This is a genomic window from Polyangium sp. 15x6 (assembly GCF_029960785.1).
Taxonomy (GTDB): Bacteria; Myxococcota_A; Polyangia; order Polyangiales; family Polyangiaceae; genus Polyangium.
In genome coordinates this window covers 1-18,781 of record NZ_JASBQE010000132.1, presented here as the reverse complement: position 1 = coordinate 18,781, position 18,781 = coordinate 1, and the positions used below count along the sequence as shown (strand labels likewise).

Below are 18,781 nucleotides of genomic sequence, written 5' to 3'. Positions count from 1 at the left end.
TGGCGACATAGGGTTTGTGGAGCCGTATCTCACGCGCCGAGGTATGCTGCGTCGCATGGTGGCGATCGCGATGGCAGAGGTGCTTCGGCCGGAACCGATGACGCTCGAGCAGTGGGCCGACATGGACGAGGACGAGCCGGGCGAGCTCGTCGACGGCGCGCTGGTGGAGGAAGAGGTGCCGACGAATCTGCACGAGCTCATCGTGGGCTGGTTGATCCGTATCCTCGGGAACTGGGCCGCTCCTCGCAGCGGACGCGTGCTCGGCTCCTCGCACAAGCTGGCCGTGTCCCCGCGCCGCGGCCGCAAGCCCGACGTGACGGTGTACGCGCCTCGCACGAAGGTGGACTGGCAAGCCTCCCTCTCGCGGGTCCCTCCGCTCCTCGTCGTGGAGGTGATCTCCCGGCAAGCGCGTGACGTGCGTCGGGATCGCGTCGAGAAGCTCGGCGACTACGCGCGCTTCGGCGTGCGCTGGTACTGGCTCCTCGACCCGGATGTGCGGCTCCTCGAGGTGCTGGAGCTCGGCGCGGATGGGCGGTACACGATCGCGCTCCAAGCCTCCACCGAGCGCGTGGCCGTGCCCGGGTGTGAGGGGCTGGAGCTCGATCTCGCGAACCTCTGGAGAGAGGCCGACGACGCTGCGGCCGAGGGCAACGAGGAGAGCGCCCCCAGCACGGAGCGTGGCGAGAGCTGAGGCGCTACGTCGACGAGCCCGCCGGCGGCGCGGGCTTGTTCCAAAGCTTGGAAAGATCAAGCTCGATCGCATCGAACGGCACGGCGCGGACCTTGGCGTCGTCGTGGTGCACGCCGCGCAGGAGCCAACCCTCGGGAGTGAGGGTGAATACTTCGAGCAGCCGCTCGATCGGGTCCACGATCCAGAGGTGCTGCACGCCCTCGCGGGCGTACACCGGCATCTTCTTCGCCCGGTCGATCGCCGCCGTCGAGGGGCTCGCCACCTCGCAGACCCAGTCGGGCGCGAGCGGGAAGTACGGCGTCTCGGGTAGCTCGGGCATCCGCTCGACGCGCCAGCCGGCGAGGTCGGGGACGAGGGTGTCGCCGCCGAGATGCAGCTCGGGTTCGTCGAGGATCCACCAGCCGCCGGGACCGCCGTCGCCGAACCGGAACGGGGGGCCAAGCTGCATCCCGAGCGACGAATGCGCCGACGCATGCTTCGGCGCAGGCCGGGGGAACACGTACAGCGTGCCCTGGATCAGCTCGGCGACCTGATGCGGCGGGACCGCCTCGAGGTCCGCGTACGTCGCCGGATGCAGCTTCTCCGCCGGGTGCCCCATGGCACGTTCTTACCGCATCGATGGACCCCTGCCCAGGGATCCGCCTACGCGCCCGTCCGTCAGCCCGTCGAACCCGCTGCCGGCAGCACCAGATAATCCGCGACCGACTCCAGCCGGATCTCCGGAAACCGCTCTGCCACCGCGCTCCGCATCTGCTCCGCGTCGGCCGGATCCTCCGCCTCCGCGAACGCCTTCTGCCTCGCCGCGTCGCTCGGCCATTGCGCGTATCCGTAGAAGAGCCCGTCCGATCCGCGATGCAACCGCGACCCGAACGAACCCTTCTCCCGGTAATGCGCCGTGATCCGCGACCACGCCTCGATGAACGCCTCCTCCCTCCCGGGATGGAGCCTCCACCGATACAGCACCACGAACCCCGGCCCGCGACCGCTCATCTCGCCCTAGAGCTCCTTCGCCACCCGCTCCCGCACCCACGCTGCGGCCGCCCGCGTGCCGAGCGTCCCGCCCACGTCCACGGTGCAGGCCTTCTCCTCGATCGCCGCCGCCACCACCTGCTCGATCCGCCTCTCCTCGTCCGGCCATCCGAGGTGCGTGAGCATCATGCCCACCGTCAGGATCGCCGCGAACGGGTTCGCGATGTCCTTGCCCGCGAGCGGCGGCGCCGAGCCGTGCACCGGCTCGAACATCGCCACGCGTGTCGGATCGGACGCGTGCACGTTCGCGCTCGCCGCCATCCCGAGGCCGCCCTGCAGCGCGGCTCCGAGGTCGGTCACGATGTCGCCGAAGAGGTTGTTCATCACGAGCACCTCGAACTGCGACGGGTCCTGGATCATGAGCAGGCAGAGCGCGTCCACGTAGAGGTGGCGCGACTCGATCTCCGGGTACTCGCGCCGCACCTCGTCGAACACGCGCAGCCAAAGCTCGTGCGCGTGCCGCATCGCGTTCGACTTGTCCGCCATGCACACGCGCTTTTTGCCCGTGCGCTTCGCGAACTCGAACGCCGCGCGCACGATCCGCTCGACGCCCTTGCGCGTGTTGAGGTCCTCGTTGATCGCGACTTCGTCGGGCGTGCCGCGCTTGAATTGACCGCCCATGCCGACGTAAACGCCTTCGGTGTTCTCGCGGAACACCACCATGTCCACGTCCTTCGCGCCTCGACCTTTGAGCGGCACCAGGCGATCGGACAGCGCCTTCACGGGCCGCACGTTCGCGTAGAGGTCGAAGCCGAAGCGCATGCCGAAGAGAATGTCCCGCGCGTGCTCCAGACCGGGCACGCGCGGGTCTCCCAGCGCGCCGAGCAGGACCGCGGCGCACTCGCGCTGCACCGCGATCTGGATCTCCTTCGGGAACGTGACGCCGTCGCGCAGGTAGCGATCGGCGCCCAGGTCGAGCTCCCAGAGATCGAGCGGCAAGCCCGCCTTGTCTCGGTAGATCTCGAGCAGGAGCTTCGCCTCGTGCGTGACGCTCGGCCCGATCCCGTCTCCCCCGATGATGGCGATCTTCTTGCGCTGCGATCCCACGGCTCTCCCTTTCTCGTCCCGAGGGGGACGCCTCGCGTCCCCCTCTCGTCCAGGCGAAGCCCGGCCCATTCACCCCCCCCGAGGGAAGATCGCTTCGCGATCTTCCGCGCGATGCGATCGGCTTCCGATCAGCCGAGCGCGCGCTCCACCGGCACGTACTCGAGGTTGTGCGCCTGCGCGACCGGCCCGTACGTCACCGCGCCGCCGAACGTGTTCACGCCGAGCAGCACCGCGCGATCCGCGCGCGCCGCCGCCGCCACGCCCTTGTCCGCGATCGCGAGGCCGTACTGCAGCGTCGTGTTCGTCAGCGCCCACGTGCTCGTGTGGCTCACCGCGCCCGGCATGTTCGCCACGCAGTAGTGCACGACGCCGTGCACCTCGTAGGTGGGGTTGTCGTGCGTCGTCGGCCGGCACGTCTCGATGCAGCCGCCCTGATCCACGGCCACGTCGACCACCACGCTGCCCTTCTCCATCTCGGAGATGAGCTTCTCGGTCACGAGCTTCGGCGCCTTCGCGCCCGTCACGAGCACCGCGCCGATCACGAGGTCCGCGCGCGACACGCACGCCTCGATGTTGTCCGCGTTCGAGTAGAGCGTCTCGATCGCGCCGCCGAACACGTCCTCGAGGTACTCCATCGTCTGGCCGCGCACGTCGAGCACGGTCACCTGCGCGCCCATGCCGACCGCGATCGTCGCGGCGTTCTTGCCGACGACGCCGCCGCCGAGGATCACCACGCGCCCGCGCCGCGTGCCGGGCACGCCGCCGAGCAGGATGCCCTTGCCGCCGTGCTCCTTCTGCAAGCACGCCGCGCCCACCTGCACGGACATGCGGCCGGCGACCTCGCTCATCGGCCGGAGCAGCGGCAGCGAGCCATCGGCGAGCTCGATCGTCTCGTACGCCACGCCCGCGACGCCCGTGTCGGCGAGCTTCTTCGTCAGCTCGGGCTCGGCCGCGAGGTGCAGGTACGTGTAGACGATGAGGTCTTTCCGGAAGAACCCGTACTCGGCGGGGAGCGGCTCCTTCACCTTCACGACCATCTCGGCGCCCCAGGCGTCGGCGGCCGTCGGCACCATCGTCGCGCCTGCGCGCACGTAGGCCTCGTCCTTGATGCCGCTGCCTTCGCCGGCGCCCTGCTGGACGAGCACCTTGTGTCCGCGGCCCACGAAGGCGCGAACCCCCGCCGGGGTCATCCCGACGCGATACTCCCTGGTCTTGATCTCCTTCGGAACTCCGATGAGCACGATGCTTCCTCCCGACTTGGTCGACGCTTGGGCGCCGCGATGGGCGCGCGCGACCATAGCAGAAGGAACGGCGCGTGGAGGGCAGTTCAGCGAACGACGCGATGCGGCGATCGTGGTGACTTTCCAGGGATTTAGCGCGGTGCGCGGAAGCGCCGCGTCAGGATCACGATGCTTCCAGCTCCACGATCGGATCCTTCACGTACCCCTCCTCGTAACCGAACTCCGTGAGCGGAAGCCCGGCGCCGCGCAGCGCGGTCATGAGCGCGCGGCTCGCGTTTCCGCTGTCCTGACGGTAGTGGTAATTGCCGCGCAATCGGCCGCCGCCCTTGCCGCAGAGGAGCATGGGCAGGTCGTCCTGCGCGTGCGTCCAGCCTTCGGTGTGCTCGGTGCAGACGAAGATCGAGCTGTGCTCGAGCAGGTTGCCGGTCGCGTCGGGCGTGTTCTTCAGCCGATCGAGGAAATACGCGAGCTGGCCCATGGTGAACCGCACGGCGTCCTTTTGTTTCGTGTAGGGCGCGGGCTCGGTGTGGTTCATGTAATGCTGCCCGTCGGTCGCGCCGACCATCCAGAACACCGCGCCCGAGCCGCAGGTCGAATACTGGATCGAGAACGACCGCGTGAGCCCGCAGGAGAGCGCGAGGGCCATGAGGTCGGTCATCGCCTTGTTTTTCTCGACGATCTGCTCGTTCGAGGCGAGATCGGGGAACGCGCCCGGATCGTCGGGCTTGTTGCACTCGCCGATGGGCACGACCAGCCGCGACTCGATCTCCGAAATGCTCGTGAGGTGCTGCTCGAGGCGCTGTTTGTCCTTGGCGCCGAGACGACCCTGCAGCGTCTTGATCTGCCCGCTCACGGCGTCGAGCACGCTCGCCCGCGCGCGGTCGACTTGCGGCGAGCCCGCGCCCTTGTTGAACAGGCGCTCGAAGAACGCGTGCGGCGACTCCTCCGACGGATTCACGTTCGTCTCGCCGCTCTTGCTGCCGTTGTGCGAGAGGTGCTGGAAGCTCGTGCCCTCGTCGGTGCCGCGGAATCGCGTCACCGCGGCTTCGAGCGATTTGTACGGGCTCGGCGCGAGCGACTGGAAGTATTGCGCGGCCACCTGATCGATGCTCGGGTACTTCATCGTCGACACGATCGTGTCGCGCACGTCGTCGATCTTGAGGTGCGGCCCGCCCGAGCAGACGGCGGACATCCCCGAATGATGCGGGTGCCGCGGCGTCTTCACGGACAGCCCGCTGATCACGCTCACGTATTCCTTGTACGGGAGCAGCGGGGCGAGGGCGTAATCCTCGGGCACCGTCCAATCGGCCCCGACCGTCGGCGGGGTCCAGGAGGGCAGGTGGACGCCGTTGCCGAAGAACCAGAGGCCGAACCGAGTCGGGATGTCCTCGCCGTTGGCGAAGGCATCGCCATTGTTGTTCAGCATCACCTCGAAGATCGGCAGGCCGACGGCGACGGCGGCGCCTCCGAACATTCCGCGCAGGAACAGGCGGCGAGAGGGGCGTTCGATCTTGCGGCTCACGGCTTCACCTCTTCCTGCGAAGGCTTGCTGGCGTAGCGATATCCGTCGTTGGTCACGAGGGCGAGGACGAGGTCCTTGAACCGGTAATCGCCCGCCGCGAAATCGGCGACGAGCTCCTCGACGCTGCCCTTGTCCCCCTTGCCGGCGAGGTGCGCGCCGGCGTGCTCGTAAAACCGCCGCGCAATGCAGGCGCCCACTTCCGGGAGCGATGCGACGAGCTCCGCCATGTCGATCGGACCCTCCACGGAATGGCCGTCGACGACCGCGCTCGAATCGACCGGCAGGCCATTCTCGTCGACCTCGCGATACGCGCCGATCGCGTCGTACTTCTCGAACGCGAAGCCGATCGGATCCATCCGCTCGTGGCAGCCTGCGCATTCCGGGTTCGTCCGGTGCTCGTCGAGCCGCTGCCGCAGCGTCGTCGGTTTGCCCGGCTCGGGCTCGGGCAGCGTCGTGCTGATTCCCGGCGGCGGCGGCGGGATGTCCTGGCAAAACAGATTGAGCCGGACGAACCGCCCGCGATGGGTCGGCGACGTCTGCGTCTTGTGCGCGTTCAGCGCGAGGAAGCCGGGCGTCGTCAGAATGCCTGCGCGCCGGCCGTCCTCGGGCAACGTGACGGGCGTCCATTCCGGCCCCGTGATGCCCTCGATGCCGTACACCCGCGCGAGGTCCTCGTTCACGTACGTATCACGCGTCGTGAACATATCGCGGAAATCGCCCTCTTTTTCGAAGACGTTGTTCTCGAACATGCGCTCCATCTCGACGCGCATCGAGGGCCCGAGCGTCGCCGAGAGCTGCGGGAATTTCTCCGGTTGCTTGTCGAGCGCGTCGAGCTTGCCGATGTTCATGAAGTCGCGGAAGAACCGCGTCAGGGTCACGCGCGCGCGTGGATCATCGAGCAGGCGCGACGCCTGCGCTCGCACGCCCTCGGCCGTCGCGAGCTCGCCGCGCCGGGCCGCCTCGCGCAGCGTATCGTCCGGGGGCGCGTCGAGCAGGAGGAACGACAGGCGGCTCGCCATCTCCCAGCTCGTGTATCGATACCCCTCGTCGTCCGGCTCGCCGACCTCGACGCGGAACAGGAAATGCGGCGAGAGCAACACCGCCGCGAGCGCGAATTTGAGGCCCTGCGGCTCGTCGACGAGATCGGTCGCGACGTTCGCCGAGAGCACTTGCAACGACGTGACCTCCTCCTCGGACACGGGCCTGCGCCAGGCGCGCGAGGTGAACGAGGCGACGAAGTCTTTCACGCACGGCTCGCCCACGGCCGTCACGGGGCAACCGACGAGCGCGTCGCGCCGCGCCGGATCGGCGAAGATCTGATCGAGCACCTCGTAGGTCGCCTTCTCGTATTTCTCGGCGTCGACGGGGGCGATGGTGCTGCGCGCGGCGGAGATCGACGAGAAGCCATAGAGCACGTCGTCGACCGGCAGATCCGCGGGGATCGTGAGCGGATTGCCGAAGAGATCGAGCCAGGCATTCTGGATCTGCGGGCGCGTGAGGCGATGGAGCGTCGGCTCGGCGGGCGCGAACGCCGCGGCGGCGGCCCTCTCGTCGCCCGAGTCCCCGATGATGCCCACGCAACTCGCGAGGCCCACGAGCGCGCACAGCAAAGGCGCATACCCCTGTCGCATGCTTTCGACGTTACAAGACTCCAGGGAGTCGTCACAAGCGGGATCGTGATACGCTGGACCCGTGTCGACGTTGCGCATTTTCCACTCCGCCTCGAATCTTGTTTTTGCACTGCTGCTCGTGGGCTGCTCGGGTGGTGGGAGCGGCGGCGAGGGCGGCGCGGGGGGCAGCGGCACCGGCGCCGGAGGATCGAACGAAGGCGGGCACGGCTGCTTCTCCACCGAGACCACGTGCGACGGCAAATGCGTGCACCTCGAGGACAACGCGTCGCATTGCGGCGCGTGCAACAACACGTGTGGACCGGGCGGCCAGTGCGTGAACGGGACCTGCGCCTACGACTGCAATGGCACGCTCCTCGAGAACCCGGCCGATTGCCTGAACCTCTACGGCGCGTTCGAATCCTTCCCGCCGGAGTGTCCGGGCTGTGGCACGGCAAACCCTCAGTCGGGCGGATGCGGCTGCCCGAGCCCGGCGTCCGAGCTCCCGCTCGCGGTGCAAAGCGACTGCCCCGGCGTGCCGATGCGATCGGCGACGACGCTGCGGCTCTGCGTGACGCCCACGCTGTCGCCGGACAGCGATTTCGGCGGGGCGTACCAGGTCGACGATCTCGACGGCTGGTGCGGCGCGACGGCGCGCTGCCGCGTGGGAAACCCGATGGCCGGCGGGGCCTGCGCGTGCCCCGCGGGATTCGACGAGACGATCGGGCTTCGCTCGATCATCCGGCTGCCGTGTAACGGCGTCGAGGGGGGAAGCGTGGTGGTGCTTTGCGGCAACAAGGAGGCGCCGCTGCGCACGTTCGGGGGCGCATTCCAGGTGGACGACGTGGAACCGAACTGCCGCGCGGGAAATCCGTGGACCGGGGGATGCTCGTGCCCGGCAGGGACGAGCGAACACGCGTACCGGGTGATGGTGGATGGAGAGGCGGGGCTTTATGGGTCGAGCGTGCGGATCTGTATGCCCTGAACCCGGCTACCCCGCCCCCGCCGCCGCCTCCAGCGCTGCCCTCAAGAGCGCCGCCAGCTCCGCCGGGATCGTCGCGTCGAACTGCCCGATCAGCTTATCCGCCTCGAGCAGCATCACCTCCCCCGCCTCGCAATGCGCCTCGAGCGCCGCTCGCTCCGCCTCGCCCACCCGCACCACCGCTGCCGTCCCTGGCAGCGACAGCGCCCACGTCGGCGCCATCGTCTCGTCCGTCGGCAGCCCGATCACGGCCACCTCCACCCCCTCGCCGAGGCGCAGCGTCCCGAGTGGGCGCGGCAGCGGCGCGCGGGACGTCGGCTCTGGACCCATCACCACGTCCGTGATCCGACGCATCGAGTACGCGAGCACCCCCAGCCGCTGCGGGCTCGTCGCCAGGAGCAGCCGCGGCGGCGCCGAGAAACCGGGACGCACGAGCCGTGTCGCCAGCGAGCGCAACACCGGGATCTGCTCCGGCGTCGCCAGCGGCGTCGTCAGCGTGGCCAGCGGGATCGTCTTGACCTTCCCGCTCTTCTTGAGCTGCCCGAGCGCGTCCAGGATGTCGAGGTCCGGACCGTCGATCTCGTCGAGCAGCTCGTCGATGCTGCGCGGCATCTGCAAGAGCTCGAAGATCCGACCCCGCATCGACTCCGGGTCCGGCATCGACTCCGGCCCGTCGAGCAGACCCGACAGGCTCGCGAGGTCCGACAGGGTGAAGACCTCACCCTCGGGTGACAGGCTCGCGCGCCGCTCGTTCAGCTCATCGACCTGCCGCATCGCCTCCATCAGCAGCATGTTCGTGGAGGCCTGGATGCGGCGCACGCTCGGCGCGTCGCCCGGCGAGAACGCGAAGCGGCCCCGGCGCTCGGCGAGTAGCCGGTAGAGCGCGCGCTCCCCCGTCCGACGGCTGAAGCTCGCGTCGACGATCTGCCCCTCGGCGAGCCTCACCTCGCCCGGACCTCGCGCCGTCGTGATGCTCAGCGTGCCCGTCCGACGGTTCATCGCCAGGAGCTGCAGCATGTCCACGAGCGGCACCTGCTCCAGGTCGCCGCGGATGTCCTGCGGCAGCGGCGGCCGCGACACGCGCCGCGACACCTCCGTGATGCGCGAGACGATCTGGTCGACGTCGACCCGCATCACCTCGTCCGGCTCGAGCTCGCGGTCGACGAGCTTGTCGACGAGAAACAACACCGGGATATCGGCGAGCTCGCCCTTCCCTTTGAAGGCCTCGCTCACGTTGCCGCCGCGCTCGGGCGCGCGCGAGACGAGCAGCACGTCGGGCCGGCTCTGGTAGGCCTGCTCGAGCGCGCTCTCCGCGCTGTTCGCGTTCGCCACCACGAGGCCCATCGCCCGCAGCGCGGAGGCGAGCGCGCCGAGCGCGTCGACATCGGAGTCCACGAGGAGTACGCGTCGCGACATGACCTTCCCTTATCCGATCACCCGCACGCCCGCGGCCCGACCGAGGCGCTCCGCCAGCACGTCGGCGAGCAGCGGATCGGCCGCGTGCGCGCCCCGGAGCACGCCATCATCGTTGCGTGCGACGAGCGCGTAAGCCCCGTGCTCGGCGATCACCGCCAGCGCCTCGATCCGCTCGCAGCCCGGCACGGCCCGCAGGTCGAGCGCGTGGAGCGCGACCTTGGCGGCCTCGTGCCCCAGCGCCGAGCGCACGGCCGCGCCGAGACACAGATCCGCGTGGTTCGTCACCACGATCGTCGCCGCCCCGCCGCGTTGCGCGTCTGCCACCACCGACTGCGCGAGTGATTGCGCCTCGGCCGTCCCGAGCTCGATCGGCCGCACCGCCGACGTCTGCCGCGCGGGCGCCGCGTTCACCGTCTCCCAGATGAGCATCTCGAGCAGATCCGGCACCGTGTTCGACTCCGGATCGAGCCTGTGCACCACCGACGTCTTGCTCGCCTCGGCGCGCAGACGCGCGACCCGCAAGAGCTTGCCGAGGTCCTGCCCGTCGTGCGGGAAGGCGGCGGCTCCCACGAGCAGCGCCCGGCTCGACGCCGACTTCTCCCCGGTCCCGAGCCGCGCGATGCGCCGCCGGACCGAGTGCGCGCCGAGCCCGCTCGTCTCGGGCAAGAGCAAATGGAACTCGTTCTCGTCGACGCGGGCGAGCACGTCCGTATCGTGAACCGCGGCGAGCAGCCGATCGGCGTACTCGGTCGGCGAGAGCGCCGGCTGCCCGGGGATCGGCTCGTACACCATGGTCACGATCGAGAACCGCCGGTTGTACCGCCTCGCGCGCCCGATCTCCCGACCGGCCACGTCGACGTAATAGGCGAACGAGTACGCGCTCGACGTCGGGTCCTTGATGGCGGCGCCACCGCGGGCGGCGCGCTCGCGCTCGGCCAGCATGGCGATCGCGGTCGCGGCCACGTTCGCGAGCAGGCGAATGATCCCATCGATCGGCGGATCGGCGCCGTGCTCGGCGGGCACACGCGGCTTGTCCTCGTCGAGCAGCACGTATCCGGCCGCGACGTTGCGCGACCCGAGCGGCACGGCGAGCAGGCGGCGCGGCGTCGCGAACGTATCGACGATGTGTTTTTCGGTGCCCACCTCGGGCGCCTTCTCGAGCCCGGGGCTCGCGGCGCCGAGCACGAGCTCCTCCGGCATCGTGTCGCTGGCCAGGTACACGACGGCGCCCTTCGCGCCCGTCACCTCCACGAGGATCTCCACGAGCTCGCGGGCCGCGCTCGCCCGGTCCGGCGCCTCCGCGATCCCGGCGATCCGGGCGATCCACCCCGTCGCGCGTGCGCTCACCGCGGCGGCGCGCTCCAACCGATCCCGCTCGGCGCGCTCGACCAGCCTTTGCTTGATGCCCCAGACCGAGCTCAGCACGTCGTCGCCCGAGAGCGGCATCAAGAGCAGCCCCGTCGCGCCGAGCGAGACCGCGCTCGCCGCGGCCTCGAGGTTCTTCTTCGTCGCCAGCGTGACCACGCTGATGTCCGGCACGAGCGCCTTCAGGTGATGCACCAGGCTGAGCCCTGCCCCGTCGCCGATCCCGAGCTCCACGAAGGCGATGTCCGGCGCCTCCGCGGTCGCCATCATGAACGCCTCGGAGAAGTCGGCCGTCACGAGCACTTTGTCGACGCGCAGGACGCGCGGCAGAAGCTCGCGCACGGCGGCGTCCTGCGCGATGCACAGCACGGTGAGCGCGGGCGCGCCGGCCCGATCGAGCGGCCTTCGGCGCGACGCGGGGATCGGCGGCATCGAGTTCATCATGGTGTCGAACCGCCCCACGATGGAGGAGCCACCCGGCCCGGGCCAAGCTCCAAGCTCGTTTCCCACGTCCCGCGGAACACCCGCCGCGCCGGCCCCTTCATGCGGAGCGCGCGCGCCTCGTCCACGGTGATCTCGAGCGGCCCGCCGGGCAGATGCACCTCGATCGGCGCGCCCCTCCGGGCCCGACCTTGCTCACACGCCGCCGCCGCCACCGCGCACGCGCCCGTCCCGCAGGCGAGCGTCCGCCCCACCCCGCGCTCCCAGACCGTCACCGCGATCCGGGTCCGCGCCCCATCTTCGAGCATCCGGCAGAACTCCACGTTGATCCCTCCCGCCGGCGTCGTCGCCACCGTCGGCCCCACCCGATCGATCTCCCCCTCCGTGTACGGCTCGAACGTGATCGCGTGCGGATTGCCCACATCCACCGTCGCGAACCCGTGCCGCCGCCCCTCGGCCTCCACCTCGAGCCTCGGCCCCATCGTCGCGTGACCCATGTCCACGGTCACATCGTAAAACCCCGCGCCCCTTCGTTCGATGGCGCAAGGTTTATCGCCTGCGTCCGTGGCGATCACCAGGGACAGCCCCTCGGCGCTCACTCGATCGGCGAGATACGCGGCCACGCATCGCAACCCGTTCCCGCACATCTCCGGCCGCGACCCGTCTGCGTTCAGCACGACCATGCGCGGCGTCGCTCCGCCGATCACGAGCAGCACGCCGTCGCCGCCGATGCCTCGATGCCTGTCGCAGAGCGCGCGTGCTTGCTCCGGCGTGATCGCATCCTCCGAGCTTGCGTCGAGGACGACGAAATCGTTGCCGAGCCCTTCCCACTTCTCGAACGCGAGCGTACCGCTCATCGCTTCGCCTTGCTGAAGAGCTCGCGCACCGTGGACGAGCTCGTGCCATTGACCTCGAGGAGCTTGCTGCGGCTACTCACGCCGACGAGGATGTTCACATCGGCGCGGCGCACCTCGAGCACGCGCGACAAGAGCTTGCGCAGCTCCTCGTTTGCGGCTCCTTCGGCGGGCGGCGCGGTCAGCGCGACATCGAGCGCGCCTTCGCGGACCCCGAGGATCGAACAACGGGACGATCGCGGTCGCACGTGCACGGAGAAACGCACGGCGCCGGCGCGCTCGCTCATCTCGAGCCGCGCCCATTCCCCGGGAATCTGGTTCGTTGCTTTCGACATCGCGCGGTAGGGCGCATCCTAGCGCAAACCGAGACGTCCATACCGTTCTTGAATTCGATCTTTCACGCGATCCTTTTGGGTCCTGCCTTCCTGTACTAGCGTGGGGGCATGGCGCGACTTCGTTGGATGACGGCGGGTGAATCTCACGGCCCCTCCCTGGTGGCCATCGTCGAAGGCATCCCCGCCGGGATGCCCCTCCTCTCGGAGGACGTCGACCACGACCTCGGACGACGACAACGCGGCTACGGCCGCGGGGGCCGCATGAAAATCGAGACCGACAAGGCCCAGCTCGTCGGAGGTGTCCGGGGCGGCGAGACCCTCGGCGGACCCATCGCCCTTCGCATCGACAACCGCGACCACGTCAACTGGGCGGGCCGCATGGGCCCCGACCCCTTCCCCTCGACCCCCGAACCCCTCACCCGCCCCCGCCCCGGCCACGCCGACCTCGCGGGCGGCCTCAAGTACGACCGCAAAGACCTCCGCGACATCCTCGAACGAGCCAGCGCCCGCGAGACCGCCTCCCGCGTCGCCGTCGGCGGCGTCTGCCGCAAACTCCTCTCCCTCCTCCACATCGACATCTTCGCCCACGTCGTCTCCATCGGCCCGGTCACGGCCACCCTCCCGGACCTCCCCTTCCCCGAACTCCGCACCCGCGCCCGCGCCTCCGACCTCGCCTGCGTCGACCCCGACGCCGAGACCGCCATGCGCAAAGCCATCCACGAAGCCTCCCATGCGGGCGACACCCTCGGCGGCGTCTTCGAAGTCATCGCCACCGGCCTCCCTCCCGGCCTCGGCAGCCACGTCCAGTGGGACCGCAAGCTCGACGGCCGCCTCGCCCAGGCCCTCATGAGCATCCACGCCATCAAGGGCGTCGAGCTTGGCCTCGGCTTCACGGCCGCCACCCTCCGCGGCTCCCAGGTCCACGACCCCATCACCTACGACCCGGCCCACCACTTCGACCGCCCCACCAACCGCGCCGGCGGCCTCGAAGGCGGCATCACCAACGGCATGCCCCTCATCTGCCGCGCCGCCATGAAGCCCATCGCCACCCTCAAGACCGCCCTCCCCTCCGTCGATGTCCTCACCAAGGAACCCTTCGACGCCGCCCACGAGCGCAGCGACATCTGCGCCGTCGCCGCCGCCTCCGTCGTCGGCGAAGCCATGGTCGCCATCACCCTCGCGGACGCCGTCCTCGAGAAGTTCGGAGGCGACAGCCTCGGCGAGCTTCGCCGCAACCTGGAGACGTACCGCGCTCAGCTCGCGGCGTACTGACCAGGACGTTTCACGTGAAACATTGAGCCTGCCCGTCCCTGAGGCTCCCTCACCCCCGCCCGACGCTCCCTCACCCCCGCCCGACGCTCCCTCACCCCCAACCCCCTCTCCCTCCAAGAGAGGGACGACAGACGTCAGCGCCTGGCGGAGACGGGCGGAGCCCCCTGGTCTGACAGGCCGAGCTGCGGCAGGTCGTCCTTGCGGACCCACAGCGAACGCCGCTCGCCCGGCACCTCGATACGGGCGCAGGTGAGGCGACGCCAGATCGCCACCCCGAACAGCACCGCGACGAAGGGGCCCACGCCCCCGGCGGTGAGCCTCTCCGCGACCTCGCCCGGCGACGGGCCTGGGCGCAGGGGCGGGTACGCGTTGCATGCCTTCAGCGACGCGTTCGCGAAGCCCAGTGCGAGCAGCGCGTAGAGACCCGTGAGCCACGACGCGTGCTCGATCCTCCGCAGCGCCGAGCGATCGAACGGCGTGCCCGCCACCTCTCCCCGGACGACGTGGGCCCGAGCTTCTGTGTCGACGACGAGGCGCCGCTGGCGCCGCCGCGCCAACCACCCCAGGGAAACGAGCGCCGATCCCACGACGAGCAGCATGCCCCCGCCCTCGAGGCCCCGGGAGCCGAGGGTGAACAGCAGGAGCGCCCCGCCCACGACGGGCCCGGAGGCCAGCGCGTAGAACGGGATCCAGACGACCTCCAGGATCCCCGGGGCCGCTTCCGCGGGCGGCTGATAGGGGTTCGGCGGCGACAACCGCATGCGCATCGCGGTCGGGACGCTGCCCCACGCGCCGGTGCCTGTCAATCCGCCGCCGGTGCCAGCGGCGCCGGGCCCGTCCTATCCGGCCGTGGGAGGGACCATCGAAACCTCAACGCGCTTCACCTTCGGTCGTAGGGGGGACCATCGAAACCTCAATGCATGTCACCTCCGGTCGTAGGGGGGACCATCGAAACCTCAACGCGCTTCACCTTCAGTCGTGGGGGGGACCATCGAAACCTCAACGCGCTTCACCTTCAGTCGTGGGGGGGACCATCGAAACCTCAACGCGCTCTACATCCCGAGGTCCAGGGCACCTGTTCTGATCGACCTCCTCTCCACCCCACCTCTTCCCTGGACCTGGGGGCCTTGTCCCCTGCTGAACGGGGGGGCGCTGGGCGGCGTGAGGTCGGGGGGGCTGGGGGGGACCCGTTGTTTGAGCGAGCCACGCCCCCCGTCCCGAAACCCCACACCCCCTCCATCACCAACGTGACCTAGCCGGGACGCGACACCCATCCCCTCCCGAGTCTTGCCGAAACCTCGACGTGGCTTGGGTCTGTCCGGCGTGGCTCGCGAGTTCGGGTCCCCAGCCCCCCGACCTCACGCCGCCCAGCGCCCCCTCCGCCCTGCGCCTAGGCACACACTCCACCTCGACAAATCGTTTCCCCCATCGAATCGTAGTCCCCATGCCTCCGCTTCCGCTCACCCACCCCCGCCCCCAGCGTCCCCTCCTCCTCAGCGGACTCATGGGCTCTGGTAAATCCACCATCGGCCCCCTCGTCGCCGCCCAAGCTGCCGTCCCCTTCCTCGACCTCGACGCCGTCATCACCCAGAACACCGGCCGCTCCGTTGCCACCCTCTTCGCGGAACCCGGCGGCGAACCCGCCTTCCGCGCCCTCGAGGCCGACACCCTTCGCAGCCTCCTCGCCTCCCCCGAGCCCCGCGTCATCGCCCTCGGCGGCGGCACCCTCCTCGACCCCGAGCTCCGCGCGTTTGCCCTCGCCCACGCGCACATCGTCACCCTCACGGCCAAGCCCGACACCCTCGCCGCGCGCACCTCGGGCCCCGGTCGACCCCTCCTCGACCAAGCACCCGACCGCCTCCAGCGCCTCCGCAGCCTCCTCGCCTCCCGCGCGCCCGTCTATGCCGAGGCCCATGCCCACATCCGCACCGACGATCGCTCCCCTGCCGACATCGCCGATGCCGTCCTCCAAGCCTGGCTCGACCCGACCCTCGTCGTCCCGCTCGGCGCTCGTTCCTATCCCGTTCGCCTCACCCACGACGCCCCGCGCACCCTCGCCGAGGTCGCTCGTTCCCTCTCTCCGTCCGCCGTCTTCGTCGTCACCGATGAGAACGTCGCGCCCCTCGCCCTCGACCCGGTCCTCGATGCTCTCCGCACCACGGGCCTCCGTGTCCCGGCCACCGTCGTCCTCCCGCCCGGCGAGACCCACAAGCAGATGCCGGCGGTCGAGCGCATCCTCGCGGCCCTCGTCGAGTCCGGCGCTGACCGCGAGTGCCTCGTCGTTGCTCTTGGCGGCGGCGTCGTCTCCGATGTTGCCGGCTTTGCCGCGTCCCTCCTCCTTCGGGGCGTCCGGTGGGTCGCGATGCCCACGACCTTGCTCTCGATGGTCGATGCGGCCGTTGGTGGAAAGACCGGCGTCGACCTCGGCGTCGCCAAGAATGCCGTAGGCACCTTCCACCAGCCCTCGGCTGTCCTCATCGACCCGGCGCGCGTGCAGAGCGAGTCCAGCCGGGCTTACGTCTCCGGCTTGGCCGAGGTCGTCAAGGCGGCCGCCATTGCCGACACCTCCCTCTTCGAGCTCGTCGGTCGCGAGCGCGAGCGTGTCCTCGCTCGGGACCTCGACCTCGTTCGGCAGATGGTCCTCGGCGCGGTCCGGGTGAAGACCGAGATCGTCATCCGGGACGAGCGCGAGGCCGGCGACCGCGTCCTGCTCAACTTCGGCCACACCATCGGGCACGGCCTCGAGGCGGCCGGCGCGTATACCCGCCTCACCCATGGCGAGGCCGTCGCGCTCGGCATGATCGCCATCCTCCGCGTCGGCCGCGCCCTTGGTGTCACCGACCCTGAGGCGGCGACGCGGGTCGAGCGCCTCCTCGTCGACCTCGGCTTGCCCACGGACCTCACGCGGGAGCCCATCGACGAGGCGCTCCGCCTGGCCTCGCTCGACAAGAAGCGCACGGCTTCGGGGATCCGGGTCGTCCTCCTCGAAGGCCTTGGACGACCTCGCATCGAGCTCCTCTCGCTGGATGCGTTGGGGCGCCTCCTTCACGCGGGGATGCAGAGCGTTCCCGTCTGAACCCTGCGGATCTTTGCCGGCCCGGCGGCTTTCTCGATACACTGACGGTTGACCTCAGGCGTCGAGGGAGGCTCCTCCACCATGAAGATCCAGCGAAGGCATGTCGGCGGTGTGGCCGCGCTTCTGGCGCTCGGCGGTTTGCTCGGTGCGGGGTGCGCGGAGAACCGCAGCAGCATCTTCGTCCGTGGCGCGCTCAAGTTCGACGAAGACACCTGCGAGGTCGTCGCTGAGCTCACGGCTCCGACCCTCTTGCGTGGCACCCTCGATGTGGCGTTTGCCACCGAGTACACCGCGGCGCTCCTCGTGGGCAACCAGCTCGTCCGGCGCGGCAACGCGGCGACGCTTCGCACAGAGACCTCTCGGGTCCAGTTCGAGAGCGCCGATGTGCACACCTTCGACGCGGCGGGCAACGAGCTCGCCGCGTTCACGGCGCCGGCCACCGGGTTCGTGGACCCGTCCACGGGGGCCGAGCCGGGGCTTGGATTCGCCAACGTCGTCCTGGTCGACTCGGGCAGCGCGGCGGCAGTGCTCGGGGAGAGCGGGGGGAGCCGCACGCCCGTCGAGGTCCTCGTCAACATTATCGTTCGAGGGCGGACGCTTGGCGGAGAGGAGATCGCCACGGGCGAGTGGCAGTTCCCGGTCGACGTGTGCCGCGGCTGCCTCGTCGATTACCCGCCCGGGTCTGACGACCTGTCCTCGGTCGAGCCGGATTGCCTCAACACGGTCGACGCGCCGTCCAGGCCTTGCCGCCCCGGACGCGACAACGTGATCGACTGCCGACTGTGCTCGAGAGTGGAACCGATCTGCAACACCCCGGCTCTTTGAGCCTCATCCCTCACGCCGGGTGAGGGCGCCCCGCCCCCAACGTTTCACGTGAAACATCCCCGAGACCCGTCACCGCACGGGTCTCGTATCCTTCGAGCCTCCCCGAATCGCGTTGTAGAGGATCTGGAACGGCAGGCTCAACGCTACCAGGTCGAGCTGGGCGCCGACCACGATCGACGTCTCCCGCGAAGGCCCGAGCCCGTACCGGAACTGCGCCAGCAACCCGGCCGCAATGACGTACGAGGCGTGGAAGTTGTAGCTGCGGGTCCCCCAGAACAACGCGCCCGCCACCCCCGGTTCGAGCCCCTGCATCGGCGCGTACCGACCGTAGCCGCCCACCGACACCACGAAGGGCAACGCCTGCAGCACCGGGAACAGCGTCGACACCCCGGCCCCGAACTGCACCTCGTCGAAGGCGTGCGTCATCACCTCGGCATAGGGTCCCACGCCGAAATCGGTCACCTTGCTCCGACCGAACAGCACGTCTCCCCGCAGTCCCAGGTGAAAGACCGTCTGGTCCCAGATCTTCCGATCGAGCCCTCGCCCAGCGGCGCCGATCGTCAACCCGACCGTCCCTTGCGGCTCGGCCCGCGCCTCCGACCCGAACGCCAGGCACCCCGCGAGCACCGCCCCGCCCACGAACGCCCGCCCAGCCAACCCAAATCGCTGCAAGCACGCCCGCCTGCTTTCCATCTTCTTCCCATCACCCACCCTCCCCCACGCCGTCAAGCAACCCCCACGTTTCACGTGAAACATCCCCCCAGGGGGTGTCCACCACAGCGTGGCGCCGGGGTTTCACCCCGGACCCGACGAGGGGCTCTTCACCCCTGGACCCGAACCAGCGCAAGCGCTGGACCCGGGGCGACAGCGCGCGATGCGCGCTGTCGACAGGGAGGACGTCGCCACCAAGCACGGCAGTGCTGCTGTCTCAGCTGACAAGGTCGTCGCGGGTCTTGCCACGGCCTGTTCGATGAACTGCGCATCGCGCAGTTCATCGACCCCGAGTCCAGCGCTTGCGCTGGTCCGGGGTGCAGGGGGCGGACAGCCCCCTGCTGGGGTGCGGGGCAAAGCCCCGCGC

17 protein-coding genes are annotated in these 18,781 nt (G+C 69.8%); 5 read left to right on the top strand and 12 right to left on the bottom strand.

Features of this window, described 5'->3' with window-relative positions:
• Positions 1-55 precede the first annotated feature (55 nt).
• Positions 56-691 (top strand): Uma2 family endonuclease, encoded by a 636-nt coding sequence (locus QHF83_RS47735; protein WP_282424818.1) that lies wholly within the window; start codon positions 56-58, stop codon positions 689-691.
• Positions 692-695: 4 nt separating this feature from the next.
• Here QHF83_RS47735 and QHF83_RS47730 read toward each other — a convergent pair whose 3' ends face one another.
• The 6 genes from QHF83_RS47730 to QHF83_RS47705 form a co-directional block, all read right to left on the bottom strand.
• Positions 696-1,289 (bottom strand): Uma2 family endonuclease, encoded by a 594-nt coding sequence (locus tag QHF83_RS47730; RefSeq protein ID WP_282424817.1) that lies wholly within the window; start codon positions 1,287-1,289, stop codon positions 696-698.
• Between the two features lie 59 nt (positions 1,290-1,348).
• Positions 1,349-1,681 carry an antibiotic biosynthesis monooxygenase gene (locus tag QHF83_RS47725; protein WP_282424816.1) on the bottom strand — a complete coding sequence of 111 codons (333 nt, stop codon included), beginning with the start codon at positions 1,679-1,681 and terminating at the stop codon, positions 1,349-1,351.
• 6 nt (positions 1,682-1,687) lie between these two features.
• Positions 1,688-2,767, bottom strand: coding sequence for an isocitrate/isopropylmalate family dehydrogenase (locus QHF83_RS47720; protein ID WP_282424815.1), 1,080 nt, complete (start codon positions 2,765-2,767; stop codon positions 1,688-1,690).
• Between the two features lie 128 nt (positions 2,768-2,895).
• Positions 2,896-4,008 carry an alanine dehydrogenase gene (ald, locus tag QHF83_RS47715; protein WP_282424814.1) on the bottom strand — a complete coding sequence of 371 codons (1,113 nt, stop codon included), beginning with the start codon at positions 4,006-4,008 and terminating at the stop codon, positions 2,896-2,898.
• 163 nt (positions 4,009-4,171) lie between these two features.
• Positions 4,172-5,530 (bottom strand): DUF1552 domain-containing protein, encoded by a 1,359-nt coding sequence (locus QHF83_RS47710; protein WP_282424813.1) that lies wholly within the window; start codon positions 5,528-5,530, stop codon positions 4,172-4,174.
• On the bottom strand, positions 5,527-7,161 hold the full coding sequence (locus QHF83_RS47705) for a DUF1592 domain-containing protein (RefSeq protein WP_282424812.1): 1,635 nt from the start codon (positions 7,159-7,161) through the stop codon (positions 5,527-5,529). The genes QHF83_RS47710 and QHF83_RS47705 overlap by 4 nt, the downstream gene beginning before the upstream one ends.
• Positions 7,162-7,222: 61 nt before the next feature.
• Here QHF83_RS47705 and QHF83_RS47700 point away from each other — a divergent pair, with 61 nt between their 5' ends.
• Positions 7,223-8,122 carry a hypothetical protein gene (locus QHF83_RS47700; protein ID WP_282424811.1) on the top strand — a complete coding sequence of 300 codons (900 nt, stop codon included), beginning with the start codon at positions 7,223-7,225 and terminating at the stop codon, positions 8,120-8,122.
• Positions 8,123-8,128: 6 nt separating this feature from the next.
• Here the strand turns inward: QHF83_RS47700 and QHF83_RS47695 are convergent, their stop codons facing one another.
• The 4 genes from QHF83_RS47695 to QHF83_RS47680 are packed head-to-tail and all read right to left on the bottom strand — an operon-like array spanning position 8,129 to position 12,530.
• Positions 8,129-9,535 carry a DUF4388 domain-containing protein gene (locus QHF83_RS47695; RefSeq protein WP_282424810.1) on the bottom strand — a complete coding sequence of 469 codons (1,407 nt, stop codon included), beginning with the start codon at positions 9,533-9,535 and terminating at the stop codon, positions 8,129-8,131.
• Positions 9,536-9,544: 9 nt separating this feature from the next.
• Positions 9,545-11,344 (bottom strand): response regulator, encoded by a 1,800-nt coding sequence (locus tag QHF83_RS47690; RefSeq protein ID WP_282424809.1) that lies wholly within the window; start codon positions 11,342-11,344, stop codon positions 9,545-9,547.
• Positions 11,341-12,198, bottom strand: a complete 858-nt coding sequence (dapF, locus tag QHF83_RS47685; RefSeq protein WP_282424808.1) for a diaminopimelate epimerase — start codon at positions 12,196-12,198, stop codon at positions 11,341-11,343. The genes QHF83_RS47690 and dapF overlap by 4 nt, the downstream gene beginning before the upstream one ends.
• Positions 12,195-12,530, bottom strand: a complete 336-nt coding sequence (locus tag QHF83_RS47680) for a DUF167 domain-containing protein (RefSeq protein ID WP_282424807.1) — start codon at positions 12,528-12,530, stop codon at positions 12,195-12,197. Before QHF83_RS47680 ends, dapF begins: the two co-directional genes overlap by 4 nt.
• Before the next feature lie 108 nt (positions 12,531-12,638).
• Here QHF83_RS47680 and aroC point away from each other — a divergent pair, with 108 nt between their 5' ends.
• Entirely contained in the window at positions 12,639-13,802 is a 1,164-nt protein-coding gene (aroC, locus tag QHF83_RS47675) for a chorismate synthase (RefSeq protein ID WP_282424806.1), read from the top strand.
• A 134-nt stretch (positions 13,803-13,936) separates the two neighbouring features.
• Here the strand turns inward: aroC and QHF83_RS47670 are convergent, their stop codons facing one another.
• Positions 13,937-14,569, bottom strand: a complete 633-nt coding sequence (locus QHF83_RS47670; RefSeq protein WP_282424805.1) for a hypothetical protein — start codon at positions 14,567-14,569, stop codon at positions 13,937-13,939.
• Positions 14,570-15,306: 737 nt separating this feature from the next.
• On the opposite strand from QHF83_RS47670, the gene aroB reads away from it, so the two are divergent.
• The gene (gene aroB / locus QHF83_RS47665) at positions 15,307-16,878 is read left to right on the top strand and encodes a 3-dehydroquinate synthase (protein WP_282424804.1); all 1,572 of its coding nucleotides are present in this window, start codon (positions 15,307-15,309) and stop codon (positions 16,876-16,878) included.
• An 81-nt stretch (positions 16,879-16,959) separates the two neighbouring features.
• Positions 16,960-17,703 carry a hypothetical protein gene (locus tag QHF83_RS47660; protein ID WP_282424803.1) on the top strand — a complete coding sequence of 248 codons (744 nt, stop codon included), beginning with the start codon at positions 16,960-16,962 and terminating at the stop codon, positions 17,701-17,703.
• Positions 17,704-17,772: 69 nt separating this feature from the next.
• On the opposite strand, the gene QHF83_RS47655 is transcribed toward QHF83_RS47660, so the two are convergent.
• Positions 17,773-18,375, bottom strand: a complete 603-nt coding sequence (locus tag QHF83_RS47655; RefSeq protein WP_282424802.1) for a hypothetical protein — start codon at positions 18,373-18,375, stop codon at positions 17,773-17,775.
• Positions 18,376-18,781 lie beyond the last annotated feature (406 nt).